This is a genomic window from Lysinimonas soli (assembly GCF_042655435.1).
GTDB classification, from domain to species: domain Bacteria; phylum Actinomycetota; class Actinomycetes; order Actinomycetales; family Microbacteriaceae; genus Lysinimonas; species Lysinimonas soli.
On sequence record NZ_JBHSMG010000001.1, the window covers coordinates 128,829 to 143,661 of the forward strand.

General features: G+C 70.2%; 15 protein-coding genes. 6 read left to right on the top strand and 9 right to left on the bottom strand.

What is annotated here, in order from left to right:
• Positions 1-41 precede the first annotated feature (41 nt).
• Genes ACFPJ4_RS00680 through yicI form a run of 3 tightly spaced genes read left to right on the top strand, consistent with a single transcriptional unit; the run spans position 42 to position 4,197 of the window.
• Positions 42-1,001: a carbohydrate ABC transporter permease gene (locus tag ACFPJ4_RS00680; RefSeq protein ID WP_386738353.1), complete on the top strand. Its 960-nt coding sequence runs from the start codon at positions 42-44 to the stop codon at positions 999-1,001.
• On the top strand, positions 1,001-1,888 hold the full coding sequence (locus tag ACFPJ4_RS00685; RefSeq protein ID WP_386738354.1) for a carbohydrate ABC transporter permease: 888 nt from the start codon (positions 1,001-1,003) through the stop codon (positions 1,886-1,888). Before ACFPJ4_RS00680 ends, ACFPJ4_RS00685 begins: the two co-directional genes overlap by 1 nt.
• Positions 1,885-4,197, top strand: coding sequence for an alpha-xylosidase (gene yicI / locus ACFPJ4_RS00690; RefSeq protein WP_386738355.1), 2,313 nt, complete (start codon positions 1,885-1,887; stop codon positions 4,195-4,197). The genes ACFPJ4_RS00685 and yicI overlap by 4 nt, the downstream gene beginning before the upstream one ends.
• 65 nt (positions 4,198-4,262) lie before the next feature.
• Here yicI and ACFPJ4_RS00695 read toward each other — a convergent pair whose 3' ends face one another.
• From ACFPJ4_RS00695 to ACFPJ4_RS00710, 4 genes are all read right to left on the bottom strand, one after another.
• Positions 4,263-5,141, bottom strand: coding sequence for an ABC transporter permease (locus tag ACFPJ4_RS00695; RefSeq protein WP_386738357.1), 879 nt, complete (start codon positions 5,139-5,141; stop codon positions 4,263-4,265).
• Entirely contained in the window at positions 5,138-6,061 is a 924-nt protein-coding gene (locus ACFPJ4_RS00700) for an ABC transporter ATP-binding protein (protein WP_386738358.1), read from the bottom strand. Before ACFPJ4_RS00700 ends, ACFPJ4_RS00695 begins: the two co-directional genes overlap by 4 nt.
• Before the next feature lie 157 nt (positions 6,062-6,218).
• On the bottom strand, positions 6,219-6,671 hold the full coding sequence (gene sufU / locus ACFPJ4_RS00705; protein ID WP_386738359.1) for a Fe-S cluster assembly sulfur transfer protein SufU: 453 nt from the start codon (positions 6,669-6,671) through the stop codon (positions 6,219-6,221).
• Positions 6,668-7,957, bottom strand: a complete 1,290-nt coding sequence (locus tag ACFPJ4_RS00710; RefSeq protein WP_386738361.1) for a cysteine desulfurase — start codon at positions 7,955-7,957, stop codon at positions 6,668-6,670. Before ACFPJ4_RS00710 ends, sufU begins: the two co-directional genes overlap by 4 nt.
• 90 nt (positions 7,958-8,047) lie before the next feature.
• On the opposite strand from ACFPJ4_RS00710, the gene ACFPJ4_RS00715 reads away from it, so the two are divergent.
• Positions 8,048-8,638, top strand: a complete 591-nt coding sequence (locus tag ACFPJ4_RS00715) for a DUF2510 domain-containing protein (RefSeq protein ID WP_386738362.1) — start codon at positions 8,048-8,050, stop codon at positions 8,636-8,638.
• A 63-nt stretch (positions 8,639-8,701) separates the two neighbouring features.
• Here the strand turns inward: ACFPJ4_RS00715 and ACFPJ4_RS00720 are convergent, their stop codons facing one another.
• Both ACFPJ4_RS00720 and ACFPJ4_RS00725 read right to left on the bottom strand, forming a co-directional pair.
• Positions 8,702-10,033, bottom strand: a complete 1,332-nt coding sequence (locus ACFPJ4_RS00720) for a DUF6114 domain-containing protein (protein WP_386738364.1) — start codon at positions 10,031-10,033, stop codon at positions 8,702-8,704.
• Positions 10,034-10,080: 47 nt separating this feature from the next.
• Positions 10,081-10,698 (bottom strand): DUF6230 family protein, encoded by a 618-nt coding sequence (locus ACFPJ4_RS00725; RefSeq protein WP_386738365.1) that lies wholly within the window; start codon positions 10,696-10,698, stop codon positions 10,081-10,083.
• Between the two features lie 171 nt (positions 10,699-10,869).
• On the opposite strand from ACFPJ4_RS00725, the gene ACFPJ4_RS00730 reads away from it, so the two are divergent.
• Positions 10,870-11,484 carry a TetR/AcrR family transcriptional regulator gene (locus ACFPJ4_RS00730; protein ID WP_386738366.1) on the top strand — a complete coding sequence of 205 codons (615 nt, stop codon included), beginning with the start codon at positions 10,870-10,872 and terminating at the stop codon, positions 11,482-11,484.
• Positions 11,485-11,487: 3 nt separating this feature from the next.
• Here the strand turns inward: ACFPJ4_RS00730 and ACFPJ4_RS00735 are convergent, their stop codons facing one another.
• Together ACFPJ4_RS00735 and ACFPJ4_RS00740 are read right to left on the bottom strand one after the other, a co-directional pair.
• A complete protein-coding gene (locus ACFPJ4_RS00735) occupies positions 11,488-12,252 on the bottom strand; it encodes a sulfite exporter TauE/SafE family protein (RefSeq protein ID WP_386738367.1) in 765 nt (254 codons plus the stop codon).
• 53 nt (positions 12,253-12,305) lie between these two features.
• Complete coding sequence (locus ACFPJ4_RS00740) at positions 12,306-12,803, bottom strand: Lrp/AsnC family transcriptional regulator (protein WP_386738369.1); 498 nt, start codon at positions 12,801-12,803, stop codon at positions 12,306-12,308.
• A gap of 118 nt (positions 12,804-12,921) precedes the next feature.
• On the opposite strand from ACFPJ4_RS00740, the gene ACFPJ4_RS00745 reads away from it, so the two are divergent.
• Positions 12,922-13,485, top strand: coding sequence for a hypothetical protein (locus tag ACFPJ4_RS00745; RefSeq protein WP_386738370.1), 564 nt, complete (start codon positions 12,922-12,924; stop codon positions 13,483-13,485).
• Positions 13,486-13,506: 21 nt separating this feature from the next.
• Here the strand turns inward: ACFPJ4_RS00745 and ACFPJ4_RS00750 are convergent, their stop codons facing one another.
• The gene (locus tag ACFPJ4_RS00750) at positions 13,507-14,769 is read right to left on the bottom strand and encodes a hypothetical protein (protein WP_386738371.1); all 1,263 of its coding nucleotides are present in this window, start codon (positions 14,767-14,769) and stop codon (positions 13,507-13,509) included.
• Positions 14,770-14,833 lie beyond the last annotated feature (64 nt).

A 14,833-nucleotide genomic window follows, 5' to 3' on the forward strand; every position in this document is an offset into this window, starting at 1 on the left:
GCGTGGCCGGGCCTCGGATGTCCCACGAAAGGATCACGCCGATGGCGACCTTGCCTGTGATCGGGCCCCGGCCCCGCACTCGCGACATGGGATCCGAGAGCCTGCTGCCCAGGGCGGGCGGCCGGAGCTTCTGGATCTACCTGCTGCCCGGTTCGGTGCTGCTGACGGTCATCGTGATCATTCCGCTGCTCTGGAACGTGTACCTCAGCTTCACCAGCTGGCGCGGCGTGCTCGCGCCGGTCTGGGTGGGCGGCGACAACTGGGCGCGGCTCATGCAGGACCGCGACTTCTGGACATCGTTCCTCAACAGCATCGCGATGATCGTGGCCATGGTCATCGTGCCGACGCTGCTAGGACTCGTGGTGGCCGCGATCCTGTTCGACCTGATCGGGAAGAAGTTCGGGGCGCGCCTGGCGAGCTTCCTGCGGGCCACCTACTACCTGCCGCAGCTGCTGCCCGTCGCCATCGGCGCGGTCGTGATCGGCTGGATCCTGCGCCCGCAGAACGGGGCGCTCAACACGGTCCTCGAGGCCGTGGGCCTCGGCGCGTGGCGGCACAACTGGCTGGGCGATCCGAGCACCGCCCTGCTCAGCATCATGTTCGTCATGGTCTGGGTGCAGATCGGCTACCCGGTCGTCATCTTCATGGCGGCCCTGCAGCGGGTCGACCCCGAGCTCTACGAGGCGGCCGAACTGGACGGCGCGGGCTGGTTCCAGCGGTTCCGCTCGATCACGGTGCACATCATCCGACCCGAGATCTTCGTCGTCACGCTGACCTGCACGATCGCGGCGCTCAAGGTCTTCGGCCCCATCTTCACGCTGACGCGAGGCGGCCCCGGCAACGCCACGATCGTGCCGAGCTACTACTCGTACAACGAATTCTTCAACGTGCAGCAGGTGGGGTACGGCGCGACGATCGCGACCGCCCTCACGGTCGTGATCGTGCTGCTGACCATCGGCTTCATCAAGGCCCAGCAGCGCGCCGAACAGGAGGACCGCTGATGACCGCGCTCGCCGACAGGGGAGGGGCTCACGAGAGCACCTTCAAGGTGCGCCGTCGGGCCACACGCCGGACCGTCGCCGACTGGGTGCTTCTGATCGGGATCGCGGTCATCGCGTTCCTGGTCGCGGTTCCCTTCCTGATCATCCTGGTCAACTCGTTCAAGTCGCCCAGCGACTACGCGGCGTCGGGGCCGCTCACCCTCCCACGGGCGCTCTACTTCGACGGGCTCGCCAAGTTCTGGAACTACGTCGACTTCCCGCTGAAGCTCTGGAACAGCTTCTTCATCAGCGCCTCGGTGGCGGTGCTCGCGGTGCTCGTGTCGATCCTCAACGCCTTCGCGATCGGCATCGGCCGCGTGCGCGGGCGGACCTGGATCATCGTGCTGTTCCTGCTGGCGAACACGGTGCCGCAGGAGGCACTGCTGTACCCGCTCTATTACATGTTCAAGCAGGTGAACCTCTACGACACCACCTGGGCGGTCATCATCATCTTCACCGTCATCCAGAGCGCGTTCGGCACCTACCTGCTCTCGTCGGTGTTCGGCACCTTCCCGCTGCAGGTGCTCGAGGCGGCGGCCCTCGACGGGGCGAGCCGGTGGCAGATCCTCTGGCGGGTCATCGTGCCGATCAGCAGGCCGACGCTCTCGGTGATGCTCATCTTCTTCTTCATCTGGACCTGGAACGAGTTCCTGATCCCGCTGACCTTCCTGATCAGCAATGACAACCAGACGGTGCCCGTGGCGATCAGCCTGCTGCAGGGCGACAAGATCATGGATGTCACCACCACGAGCGCCTCGGCGCTGCTCGGCCTGCTGCCGACCCTGGTGTTCTTCCTGATCTTCCAACGGACCCTGGCTCGGGGCATCACGGCGGGAGCGGTCAAGTGAAGTTCACCGATGGGTTCTGGCAACTCCGTCCCGGGGTCGACGCGCTGTACGCACAGGAGGCGCGCGACCTCGTCGCGGGCGAGGGGACGCTCTCGATCACGGCGCCGACCAAGGTCATCGAGCGCCGGGGCGACGTGCTCAACCGTCCGGTCATGATGGTCACCCTGAGCTCGCCGCTCGAGGGGGTCGTGCGGGTCCGCATCGAGCACCACCGCGGCTCTGTCGTGCGCGATGGATTCGAGCTGGTCGGCGCGACCGCAGGCGCGGGCGAGGTGATCATCGAGGACGAGGCGGGCGTGCTGCGCAGCGGATCGCTCGAAGCGCGGGTACGGACCGGCGGGCCCTGGAGCCTCGAGTTCCGGCGCGACGGTCGGCTGCTCACCGGCTCCGGACACAAGTCGGTCGGGTACCTGCGACTGGACGCCGACGCCGAGGTCGACCGCGGGATCCCGGCCAACGCGCGCACGGGGTCGCCACCCCCGGCCGGATCCGCCTACCTGCACGAGCAGCTCGAGCTCGGTGTCGGCGAGCTGATCTACGGGCTGGGGGAGAGATTCGGGCCGGTCGTCAAGAACGGTCAGTCGGTCGAGGTCTGGAACGCCGACGGCGGCACCTCGAGCGAACAGGCGTACAAGAACGTGCCCTTCTACCTGAGCAGTCGCGGTTACGGCGTGCTCGTGAACTCGTCGCGCCATGTGTCGTTCGAGGTGGGATCCGAGGCGGTGGAGCGCGTGCAGTTCTCCGTCGCCGGAGAGGCCCTGGAGTACCTCATCATCGATGGGCCGACCCCGGCCGACGTGCTCGAGCGCTACACCCGGCTCACGGGACGGCCCGCCCACGTGCCGGCGTGGTCGTACGGGCTGTGGCTCTCGACCAGCTTCACCACCGACTACGACGAGGCCACCGTCACCTCCTTCGTCGACGCCATGGCCCAGCGGGAGCTGCCACTCAGCGTCTTCCACTTCGACTGCTTCTGGATGCGCGAGTTCAACTGGTGCGACTTCGAATGGGACCCGCGGGTCTTCCCCGATCCACCGGGCATGCTGCGTCGGCTGCATGCCAAGGATCTGCGGATCTGCGTCTGGATCAATCCCTACATCGCCCAGCGGTCGCCGTTGTTCGACGAGGCGGCCGAGGCCGGGTATCTGGTGCGGCGTCCGGACGGAACCGTGTGGCAGTGGGATCTCTGGCAGGCGGGCATGGGCATCGTCGACTTCACCAACCCCGACGCGGTGACCTGGTTCCAGTCGAAGCTCCGCCGGCTGCTCGACCAGGGGGTCGACTGCTTCAAGACGGACTTCGGCGAGCGCATCCCCACCGACGTGGTGTGGCACGACGGCTCGGATCCGGATCGCATGCACAACTGGTACACCCAGCTGTACAACCAGGCGGTGTTCGAGGTGCTCGAGGAGGTCCGCGGCGCCGGTGACGCCGTCCTCTTCGCGCGCTCGGCGACGGTCGGCGGGCAGCGGATGCCCGTGCACTGGGGCGGGGACTCCACCTCGACCTTCGCGTCGATGGCCGAGACCCTGCGGGGCGGGCTCTCGCTCGCGCTCAGCGGGTTCGGTTTCTGGAGCCACGACATCGGGGGCTTCGAGGGCACTCCCGACGCCGGCGTCTACAAGCGATGGACCGCCTTCGGGCTGCTCTCGAGCCATTCCCGTTTCCATGGGTCGGGCTCCTACCGCGTGCCGTGGGCCTTCGATGAGGAGGCCGTCGAGGTCACGCGCCGCTTCACCCGGCTCAAGCTGCGACTCATGCCCTACCTCTACGCCGCGGGCCTCGAAGCGAGCGGCTCGGGTACGCCGGTCATGCGTCCGCTGCAGCTCGTGTTCCCCGAGGACCCGGCGGTCGGTCATCTCGACCGGCAGTACATGCTGGGCTCGGAGCTGCTGGTGGCCCCGGTGATGGACCCGGAGGGCGAGGTCGAGTTCTACCTGCCGGCCGGCCGGTGGACGAGTCTGCTCGATGGTCGCGTGGCAGAGGGCGGACGGTGGCACCGCGAGCGGCATGGCTACCTCTCGCTTCCGCTCTACGTGCGCGAGGGCGCCGTTCTGGCGATGACCGACCGGGTCGACCGCCCCGACCACCCGTATCTCGATGCGCTCGTGCTCGAGGTCTACCCCGGCCCGGCGGGATCGCGGAACATCACGGTCACCGACCCGGACGGCCGCTCGGCCGAGTTCGAGGTCGAGCACAGCGACTCCGGTGTCCGAGTGCATGGTGAGGCCGGTCTCGCCTGGCGGCTGAGGGCGCCGGGTCTGCCCGAGGTCACGGCGGTGGACCGGGTCGCCGAACTCCTCTGGTAGCCGCCGCGGTGCCGGGCCGTCGACCCGCGATGCGGGCCGTCAGCGCGGGCCGTCAGCGCAGGCGGTCAGCGCAGGCGGCTGCGGATCCGGGCCGCGGCGAGGGCCGTGAACACCACGGCCATCGCGGCGAGCACCGCCAGCACGTAGGCCGTCGGAACCTGCCAATCGCCGACGCTCGCGGTGATGCCGTAGACCGCCGAGAGGCGCTCGGTCGCCTGGGGCTGGCCCGCGGTCAGCTTCGCCAGCGTCCCCTCCGACAGCTGCTGGCGGATCAGGGTCGCGAGCTGTCCGAAGGGCAGGGCGTTGATCACATTGCGCACCCCCTCCGGGAAGGCGCCGACCGGCACGTAGGCTCCCGCGATGAATCCGAGCACGGTGCCCACGATCGTCGACAGGGCAGCGAAGGCCCCCTGGGTGCGCACGAACGAGATGCCGAATGCCGACAGCGCCGCGAATGCCAGGCAGCTGAGGGCGATCTCGCCCACGACGATGGCGATCGTCGCCACGCCGAGCAGCAGGCCGTCGACGAAGAACAGGTAGGCGAGGCTCAGCACCAGCACGATGATGCTCATCGTCATGGCGATGACGAAGCTCGAGATCAGGTAGCCGAGGCTCAGCTGGCTGCGCCGGATCGGCGACACCAGGAAGTCGCGGAAGCGCGCCGTGACGGCGTCGTCGACGAAGCTGCTGAAGGCGCCGAGTCCGGTCGTGATCGTGGTGATGCTGATGATGCCGGCGAACATCCAGGTGTCGACGAAGGCCGAGACGCTCGCCGAGCTCGCCGCGGGGAAGCTGTTCGCGAGGTCGCCGGTCTGGAGGGTCCGCAGGAAGAGCATGTAGAGCAGGAAGAGCACGAGGGCGCCGAGCAGGGAGAAGAAGACGCCGAGGCGGTCTCGGAAGTAGATGCGGAGGTTGCGCCCCACGATGTCGGCGATGACCCTCATGCGCGAGGCTCCTCACGGTCCGCGGAGGCGGTCACGGCGAGGAACACGTCGTCCATGGTGCCGTGCCGGAACTCGAAGTCGACGACCTTCGCGCCGTGCTGTTCCAGGATCCGCATGGCGGTGTGCGCGTCGGGCACGGTGATCCGCGCCGGTTCCTCCTCCGTCAGGGAACAGCCGGCCGCCGTCGCCAGGGCCGCGAGCGCCGGCAGGTCGGTCGTGGTCACGCTGAGCACGCTGCTGCTGTACCGCGCCCGCAGCTCGGCCGGGGTACCCGCGGCGACGATGCGGCCGCGATCGATCATGCAGACCTGATCCGCCTCCTCGGTCTCCTCGAGGTAGTGGGTGGTGAGGAAGACCGTGAGACCGTGTCGTTCACGCAGGGTACGGATGGTCGACCAGACGGATGCCCGCCCGGCCGGGTCGAGGCCCGCCGTCGGCTCGTCGAGGAAGATCACCGACGGCGAGGCGAGCAGGGCACGTGCGATGTCGGCGCGTCGGCGCTCGCCGCCCGAGATCCGGCCGTAGCGCCGGGTCAGCAGGTGGCTCAGGCCGATGAGCTCGCCCAGCTCGGTGATGCGCGCGTCGACCGCCTCCGGCGCGCTGCGATAGAAGGCGCCGCGCACCCGGAGGTTCTCGCGCACGCTCAGCAGCGGATCCATGATCGACTCCTGAAAGACGACACCGATGCCGCGCCGGACCTCGTCACCTTCCCTGCGGACGTCGTGGCCGAGCACCGTCACCTCGCCGGCCTCGAACCCGAGCAGGGTCGTGAGGCAGGCGATCGTGGTCGACTTGCCCGCACCGTTGGTGCCGACGAAGGCGAACACGCTGCCGCGTTCCACCTGGAACGAGACGTCGTCGACCGCGACGGTCTGCCCATAGCGCTTGGTCAGGCCGTGAACCTCGATCGCCGTCACCATGACGTCTCCTCGGTCTCTGCTCCGCATCCGGATCACCACGACCCTACCGACCCCTCGGCACGTCGGCGAGCGCCGCTCAATCTTTCGAGCGCCGCGCTCAGCGGGCGCGCGCTCGCGAGAAACGACGGCGCTCGCGCGGGGGAGAGGCGGGAGGGGGTCAGACGGCGGCGAGCGCCTGCTCGGCGGCGACCCAACCGAGCATCGCGCACTTCACGCGAGCCGGATACCGTGAGACCCCGGCGAGCACGGAGGCATCGCCGAACAGCTCCTCGCTCGGCGCGATCGCCCCCCGCGATCGCATCGCGTCGCGGAAGGCGTCGATCCGCGAGGCCAGCTCGTCGACCGTCAAGCCGGATGCCAGATCGCTCAGCAGCGAGGCCGACGCCTGCGAGATCGCGCAGCCGTGTCCCTCCCAGTTCGCCGAGACGACGCGCGCGACTCCGTCGGGGCCCGGCTCGAGATGCAGTTCGACGGTGAGCTCGTCGCCGCAGGTGGGGTTGATCTGGTGCGAGGTCGCGGCGGTTCCGCCGAGTAGGCCGTACCCGTGCGGACGCCGGGAGTGGTCGAGGATGACCTCGCGGTAGAGCTCTTCCAGTTCCGAGGAGGTCATGTGTGCGCTCCGAAGAATGCGGCGGCGCCCTCGACCGCCTCGAACAGGCGATCGATCTCGTCGCGGGTCGTGTAGAGGTAGGTGCTCGCCCGTGTGCTGGCGGTCGTGCCGAGTCGGCGATGCAGGGGCTGGGCACAGTGGTGCCCGACCCGCACCGCGATCCCGCGGTCGTCGAGGAACTGACCGAGGTCGTGCGCGTGCACCCCGTCGAGGGTGAAGGCGGCCAGGCCCACCCGCGGCGCCGACGAGTCCGCGCCGAGCACGCGGATGCCGGGGATCGCCCCGAGGCCGGCGACGAGAGCTGCGCCCAGTTCCGCTTCGTGCAAGGCGATGCGCGGCATCCCGATCGCGTCGAGGTAGTCGATCGCGGCGGCGAGCGCGATCGCCTGCGAGACGGGCTGCGTGCCCGCCTCGAAGCGCTGCGGCGCGGGCAGGAACTCGGCGGACTCCATCGTCACGGTCGTGATCATCGATCCGCCCGTGAGGAACGGCGGCATCGCGTCGAGCAGCGCGCGACGACCGTAGAGCACGCCGATGCCGGTCGGGGCCAGCATCTTGTGACCCGAGAAGAACGCGAAGTCGACGTCGAGGGCCTTCACGTCGAGGGGCAGATGCGGAGCCGACTGACAGGCATCGAGGGCGACGAGGGCGCCGACCTGCCGCCCGCGCCGCACCAGCTCGGCGATCGGCGTGACGGCGCCGAGCACGTTCGAGACGTGCGCGACCGCGATGAGGCGGGTGCGCTCGGTCACGATCGAGTCGAGATCGTCGAGCCGCAGCTCGCCCTGGTCATCGATCGGGATGTAGCGCAGGGTGGCTCCGGTGCGCGCCGCGAGCTGCTGCCACGGAATGAGGTTGGCGTGATGCTCGAGCTCGGTGACGACGATCTCGTCGCCCGACCCGAACGCGAGGGGGGACCCGGCCGGAAGGTTGCCGAGCGAGTACGCGACGAGGTTCGCCGCGGCGGTCGCGTTCGAGGTCCAGACCACCTCGTCGTCGAGGGCACCGATGAACCGGGCGACGCGGGAGCGGGCGTGCTCGAAGAGCTCCGTCGCCTCGGCGGCGAGGGTGTGGGCGCCGCGGTGCACGGCGGCGTTCTGGTGCTCGAGGTAGGTGCGTTCGGCATCCAGCACCTGGACGGGCTTCTCGGATGTCGCCGCCGAGTCGAGGTAGGCGAGCGGATGACCGTTCACCGATTGCGCGAGCGCCGGGAAGTCGCGACGGAACGCGGCGACCTCGTCGTCGGTGAGGGGCTGGACCGTCGCGACCGTTGACATCCCTCCCATGGTACGCAGGGCGCCACCGGACGGCCGGGTCGCTGTTCCGAGCGGGACCCGGGATGACCCATGATGGAGCCACCACGTGAGGAGCCCTCGATGACCGATGCCACCCCGACCCCCGCCGGCTGGTACGCCGACGCGAGCGCTGCCGGCCAACTGCGCTGGTGGGATGGCACGGCGTGGACCGAGCACGTCGCCGCGGCGAACCCGCTCGAGCGACCCACGCTGCCCGCCGGCGCCAAGATCTACAGCCCGTTCATCTGGCTGGTCGTATTCCTGCCGCTGCTGACCCTGCCGCTGCTCTTCACCTGGCAGCCGAGCTTCCGATTCATGACCGGACCGGACGGCACGATGACGGTGGATCGGACCTCGATGTACGGCCCCGGCTACTTCCTGATGGTCGCGGCCGGCTGGATCCTGTACGGCCTCAGCGTCTTCTTCGCGTACCGCGACTGGCGGGCGCTGCACGCCGCGGGCGTGGTGCGGCCGTTCCACTGGGCCTGGACGTTCCTGAACCCGCTGGTCTACATCATCGGCCGATCGGTCATCGTGCGCCGGGTGGCCCGGCCGCGCGGACTGGCGCCGATCTGGGCGTACATCGGCGTGGTCGTCGTCTCGCTCGTCGTGACGTCGATCTGGACCGTGCAGCTCGTGAGTCAGATGCTGAGCAACCTGCCGCAGAGGTAGCACCGAGGTGTGGGGCGGCCGGGTCCGCCCTGATCGCGGACCCGGCCGAAGGTCGCACGGCGGTTACTCGTGCAACGCCTGGTGCAGATTCGAGTAGCTGATGGAATCGGCGGTCGTGCCCACGAGCCCGAGGTTGACGCGCAGGAGCGACGACGGCAGCTCGTTGCCGGGTGGTGGGGTGGCATCCGTTCCCAGGGTCAGGCCGAGCCCACCGAGGGTCGTGCCGGTCAGGGAGTCGAGGTAGACCTGCACGTGCCCCTTGAGCTCCATCCGGTCGGCCGACGACACCAGCGACGGTCCCGTCGCGCGGCGGACGTCGAGCAGGAAGCCCGTGATGGTGACATCGTCGGCGACGAGCTTGATCACCGGGAACCGGCTGCCGTCGATGCGCGACACCGTGACGAGGCCGAGCTGATGGATGCCGCTGATCGAGATCGACGACCCGCCCAGCTGCCCGGCCGGCAGGGTGAAGACCGGGGCACCGTTGTCGGGCCCGATCACGAGCGGGGCCGTGCTCGACGCCGACGGCGTGCCCGGGATCCCCTTCGTCGCCCCGCCGAGCAGGCCGCCGACGAGCCCCCCGAGCGGGCCGCTCGGGCTCGGGCTCGGGGTCGGCGTCGGGCTCGGACTGGGCGTGCTGCAGTTCATCAGCAGCGGAATGCAGAACGCGGTCGGTGCCGCCGGGGCCTTCGCTGCGCCGATTCCGCTGAGCGCCGCGATGAGCAGAAGGGCCGCGGCTGCGGCACCCGGCCTACGCGACGTGCCGACCTTGGTCGGCGCTGCCGAAAAAGGGGGCGGCTCCGCGGGGGAGTCCTCGCGGCCGAGCGGCTCGGTGATCTCGGTGCCCTCGGCCTCGGCACTGCCGACGGCCTCGGCTCTGCGCGCCAGCTCGGCGGTCCATCCGGGGCGCAAGACCTCGAACGGGACCGCTTCGGCGTGGGACCCGCGATCGCCTGTCGCCCCGCCCACCGCGAACACGAGCTCGCGCTGGTGTTCGGGGGCTTCGACCGCGGCGAGCGCCTCGGTCGACTCGGCGGGCGCGGTCGACTTGGGCAGCCATGACACGGCGAGGATCCCCCCCACGGCGCTCAGCAGCATCCCGACGAAGAATCCCCCCAGGTTGACGCCGACGATCGAGTAGATCGACAGGGCAAGGGCGATCACGCCGTAGAAGATCCGATGCTGCGGCATCGCCATGATCAGAGCCCCGAGCAGGGCGAGACCGAGGGGGATGATCGTGGCTTGGAAGCCCTCGATCCCCATCTGGATGTGCAGCTTGCCGAGGTCCAGCTGCGTGGAGAAGAACATCTCCACGCCCGCCAGGATCAGAAGCAGGCCGCCCACGAAGGGTCGTTGTCGGCGCCAGGCGCCGAACCCTCTGCTCTTCACGTTCACGTTCCTCAACTCCTTCACGAGTGCTTCACGACCGATGCGGCGCCGGTCTAGAAGCATTCGTCGCCGTTGGTGAGTTGCACGTGCATGCCGTTGAGGGTGAACACGGCGGCGGTCGTCGACCACGCGGTCTGCTGAAGGCTGGTGATCTTGATGCCCTGGGAGTCCTGCGAGAAGTCGCCGGGCGAGCCCTTCGCGTCGGTGCGCACCGTCGAGGCATCGAGGCCGATGCGGATGTCGGTGAACGTCGCGTCGCCCTTGAGGTCGGTCATGCCGATCTGGAGGCCCTTCGCCTGGACGGGGTTGCCGCCGCCGCCCGCGGTGATCTTGACCCCGACCTTGCCGAGGGGGGTGTCGGACACGACCGACTGGCACATGTTGGTCAGGGTCGCGTCACCGATGTTCGCGATCGCCACCTGGTGCGCGCCGCCCTTGTCGTCTTTCGTCACGCCGGCGTACTGCGAGAAGCTCGTTCCATCGAGTTCGCTCGCGCTGATCTTGAACTGGCTGCCCGAGATCGCGAACGAGACCGGAACGGCTCCGTTGGCGACGCCGCCCAGCACGACGGTCGCGGCGATGGCCACGGGCACCGCGGCGAGCACGATCCGTCCTGCCCGCTTGGCGGTGAATTTGTGCGGATCCGCTGCTGCCGAACCTTGCTTCTTCATTGAATCCTCCTTGATCCAATCCGGTCCCGCGAGCGGGATCCCGGCTGTTCCGAGGAGCGTCATGAGTGACGTCCCACCAGAAGAGACGTGGAGGTGCCCGAGTTATGACGCCGATTCCCGATCTTTTTTGACGGGGCGTCAATAGCGAGCGCCGGGGGTAATCTGCCGGACATGGCCAGCGATCATCGCACTCGCTTGACCCCCGAGAAGCGGCAGGCTCAGCTGACCGCCCTCGGCGTCGCCGCGCTCGTGGATCGCCCTCTCGACGCGCTCACGATCGAGTACCTGGCGGCCCAGGCCGGGGTGTCGCGCGGCCTGCTGTTCTACTACTTCGGCTCGAAGCAGGGTCTGCACCGGGCGGTCGTGCAGGCCGCGCGCGACGGCATGCTGCGGGCGACGGAGCCCGCCCTCGACCTCGCCCCCCTCGACCGGCTGCGTGACACCCTGACCCGGATCGTGCAGTTCGTGCGCGGGCACCGCGGGACGTTCTACTCGCTGGTGCGGGGGGCGGCATCCGGCGACCCGGAGGTGCGCGAGGTCGTCGAGCAGGCGCGCGGACTGCACGCCGACCGGCTCATCGCGGTGTTCCGCGAACTCGGTGCCGCCGACTCCGAGCTGCTGCGCATCGCGCTGCGCTCCTGGGTGGCCTTCGCCGAGGAGGTGCTGGTCGAGAGCGCGCTCAACACCGACATGCCCGATGACGAGATCGTCGCCTTCCTCGAGCGGAGCGCGACCTCGGTCGCGGGATCGGTCGATCCGGCGGGGTCGCGGTCCGGCTGGCTCTGAGCGTCATCCACCGATCGCCTGGGCGAGCAACCAGGCGGCGAGCCCGAATCCCAGCAGCGCGATCGCGATCCGCAGGGCGTTCCTCGGGGCGCGTCGCATCAGGTGCGGTCCGATCAGGCCGCCGCCCAGCGCACCGAGGCCGAGGGGCAGAACCGCTGCCCAGACGACGGGTCCGGCGAGCGCGAACAGCACGGCGGGCAGCAGATCGGCGATGAACAGCAGCACGTTCTTGAGGGCGTTCGCCCTCGCCAGTTCGTGGTCGATCAGGATCAGGATGACGGCGATCATGAGAACGCCCGAGCCGGCTCCGAAGTAGCCGTCGTACACGGCGACCCCGAACACGGCGGCGAGGATCGACCACCCCGCGATCGGGCGGTCCCGCGCCGTGTGCCAGCGCGTGATCCGCGGCTGGAGCAGCAGCAGCGCGGCGGCGGAGGCGACCAGGAACGGCACGACCCAGGCGAACACCCCGGGCGGGGTCGCGAGCAGCAGCACGGCGCCCGCGACGGCACCGATCACCGCGATCGGCGCCCAGCGGCGCACCGTGGCGCCGTGCTCGCGCAGCTCCGGCCGCGATCCGAGGCTCGAGCCGAGTCCGCTGCCCAGCAGGGCGATCGAGTTGGTGACGTTCGCGGAGAGTGGCGGGATGCCGACCGCGAGCAGAGCCGGATACGCGACGAGCGAGGTGATACCGCCGGCCGTTCCGATGATCCCGGCTGCGACGCCGGCCGCGGTGAGGAAGGCGAGGTGCAGGGCGGTCGGGTCCACGCCCCCAGTCTGGCGGGCCCGGACGGGGTGACGTCGCCGGTTCGGGGTCGGGGCTACCGGGTCGTCTCGGCGGTCGGCGTGCGGCCGTTCGCGATCGCGCGCAGCAACGGCGCGGTGCGATACGGGACCATCTCGCGGACCGAGAGCGACACCTCGGTGCGTTCGATGCCGGGAACGGTCAGGATGAGGCCCGCGATCCGGTAGAGGTCGTCGGCATCCCGGGCGACCACCCGGATGATGACGTCGTCCTTGCCGGCGATGCCGTGCACCTCGACGACCTGGGGGATCGCGGCGAGATCGTGCTCGATCGACGCGAGGCGATGTTGATCGGCCCTCGCCGTGACGAAGGCGGTGAGGGGGTAGCCGAGGGCCCGATGATGCACGCGGCGATCCACGGGACCGAGCAGGTCGCTCGACTCGAGGCGAGCGAGCCGGGATTGCACGGTGTTGCGGGAGAGGCCCAGCCGCTGGGCGAGTTCGACCCCCGAGAGGCGGGCGTTCTCGCGCAGCGCGAGCAGGATGCGCGCGTCGGTGCTGTCGAGTTCGGGCATGTGCGCAGTATGGCACGGTTTCGGCGGCGAGTTTTGGGCATTCTGCTCTGTTCCGCGCGTTGGCCTTGTGCGATCGGCCCGTCGGGCGCACGATTGCCAGCGTCGGAGAGGACACGCAATGACGCTCGCCCCCAGCTATTCACCGCAGCTTCCGAACCTGAGCGACCGGCGGATCGCGGAGTCGTTCGCCGTCGAACAGGCTGTTCCGCTTCCCGGCGTCCAGTTGGCGACGGTGGACGTCACCGCTCTCGTCGAGCTGTCGGAGCGCCTCGACCGGCACGCGCGGCGCGACGGGGGGCGCGTGTCGACCCGGGCTCTCGTGGCGCGCGCGTTCCTGGCCGCCGCGGTGCGGCATCCGCGCGCCGATGCGCTGTGGGACGTGCCGGGTCTCGCGGGCGTGTCGGGTGCCGGGCTGCGGGTGAGCGAGCTGACCGCCGCGCTCGATGGGGCGACCGCCGCTCGGGCGGTCAACGCCGGGCGCGCCGGCCAGGCGTCGTCGCTGAGCGTCGGCGAGCTGCGCCGGCAGCCCGCCGAGTTCGAGGGACGCATCGAGTTGCGCTGGCTCCTGACCCTCAGCCTGTCGTTCGCCCCTGACGCGATCGACGCCGTCGAGGTCCGGATGCTGCTCGACGAGCTGGCGGCGATGCTCGCCGATCCGTTCGAGCTGGTCGCCCGGGTCTAGGCGCTCGGGCCTGGGGCGGGTCTAACCGCCCGTGTCGTAGCGCGCGAGGGCGTCCGCGTCGCGGGCGTCGGTCTGCGCCCGCCGGGCGATGTCGAGCGCCGCGACCGGGTCCGCCTCGTTCTGGGCGAGCACGAGCTGGCGTTGGGCCTCGGCGAGCCGGGTGCGCGCCTGCGCTCCGACGCCGCCGCGGTGCCCGTCGATGTAGTCGGTCACGGCGGCGATCTGGCTGCGGGCCGAGACCAGCGCGCCGCCAAGGGCCGAGCGGGCCCCGTCGAGTCGGCGCTGCTGGTTCTGGGCCGACGCGACGGCGATGTCGAGCTTGTCGCTCGCGTCGACGAGGCGGTCGAGCCGGGCGGCCGGATCCACGCGTCCGGATGCGGCCGCAGCGCCCAGCTCGCCCTGAAGCGCCGCGATCGCCGCATTCACCTCGTCCGCCGAGTCCGGGTCGGGCGGGGCATCCCGCAACGACCTGGCCGCCGCGATCGCGTCGGAGGCGTGGCGCACCAGCTCGGCGATGCTCGCCTCGGCGGCCGCGAGTTCGTCGCGGCGATGGTCGATCGCGTCCAGCCGCCGGGTCGCCGTGCCGAGTGCGGCGTGGGCGGCGGCGAGCTGGTCGACGACGTTGGGCACGGTCGAGGCGGCGAGGGCGGCATCCGCCTCGTCCACCGCCGTGGTCGCGGAGGACAGCGCGGCGTCGGCGGCCGCGAGATCGGCGTCGACCGTGCCGATCGCCGAGTCGAGGTATCGGGTGCGCAGCTCGGAGATCGTGTCCGCGCCGGCCGCCCGGCGAGACGCGAGAGCGACCAGGGAGGCGCGCAGCACCGCGAGGGTCTCGGGGGCTCCCGCCTCGCTGCGGCGCAGTTCGTCGAAACTCGCCGTCATGGCGGTGACCGACTCGCGCGCCCCGTCGGCGAGCGACCGGATCTGCCGGGTCCACTCGGTGCGCTGCTGCTCCGAGTCGGGCGTTCCGTCGTCGAGCTGCTGCTGCAGCCGGAAGGCGCGGGTCAGATCCGCTTTCGCGCGGGCGAGCACGGTCGCGAACTCCCGGGTGCGCTCCTCACCGAACTGGGCCAGCGCGAAGTCGAGTTCGTCGTCCCCGGCCTTGATCGCGTCATCCGCCTGCACCAGCGAGACGCCGGCCGAGGTCCGACCAGGAGCGGGCGAGGAGGCCTCGCGGCGCGCGCGTCGGGCGAGCAGGACGAAGCCGGCGACCGTGAGCCCGACGAACGCGACGACGACGATGCCGATCACGAGGCCGACGACGGTCGGCAGATCGGCGCGCATGTCGGTGATCCTAGTTCGCGAAACCCCGCGGGGGTCCGGGGAATACGGAGGCCTGACCCGTAAC

Bases quoted from the DNA above. Each gene is read 5' to 3' on its own strand.
- ACFPJ4_RS00680 (WP_386738353.1), top strand. From the start codon at position 42: ATGGCGACCTTGCCTGTGATCGGGCCCCGGCCCCGCACTCGCGACATG.
- ACFPJ4_RS00685 (WP_386738354.1), top strand. From the start codon at position 1,001: ATGACCGCGCTCGCCGACAGGGGAGGGGCTCACGAGAGCACCTTCAAG.
- ACFPJ4_RS00695 (WP_386738357.1), bottom strand. From the start codon at position 5,141: ATGAGGGTCATCGCCGACATCGTGGGGCGCAACCTCCGCATCTACTTC.
- ACFPJ4_RS00700 (WP_386738358.1), bottom strand. From the start codon at position 6,061: ATGGTGACGGCGATCGAGGTTCACGGCCTGACCAAGCGCTATGGGCAG.
- sufU (WP_386738359.1), bottom strand. From the start codon at position 6,671: ATGACCTCCTCGGAACTGGAAGAGCTCTACCGCGAGGTCATCCTCGAC.
- ACFPJ4_RS00710 (WP_386738361.1), bottom strand. From the start codon at position 7,957: ATGGGAGGGATGTCAACGGTCGCGACGGTCCAGCCCCTCACCGACGAC.
- ACFPJ4_RS00715 (WP_386738362.1), top strand. From the start codon at position 8,048: ATGACCGATGCCACCCCGACCCCCGCCGGCTGGTACGCCGACGCGAGC.
- ACFPJ4_RS00725 (WP_386738365.1), bottom strand. From the start codon at position 10,698: ATGAAGAAGCAAGGTTCGGCAGCAGCGGATCCGCACAAATTCACCGCC.
- ACFPJ4_RS00730 (WP_386738366.1), top strand. From the start codon at position 10,870: ATGGCCAGCGATCATCGCACTCGCTTGACCCCCGAGAAGCGGCAGGCT.
- ACFPJ4_RS00740 (WP_386738369.1), bottom strand. From the start codon at position 12,803: ATGCCCGAACTCGACAGCACCGACGCGCGCATCCTGCTCGCGCTGCGC.
- ACFPJ4_RS00745 (WP_386738370.1), top strand. From the start codon at position 12,922: ATGACGCTCGCCCCCAGCTATTCACCGCAGCTTCCGAACCTGAGCGAC.
- ACFPJ4_RS00750 (WP_386738371.1), bottom strand. From the start codon at position 14,769: ATGCGCGCCGATCTGCCGACCGTCGTCGGCCTCGTGATCGGCATCGTC.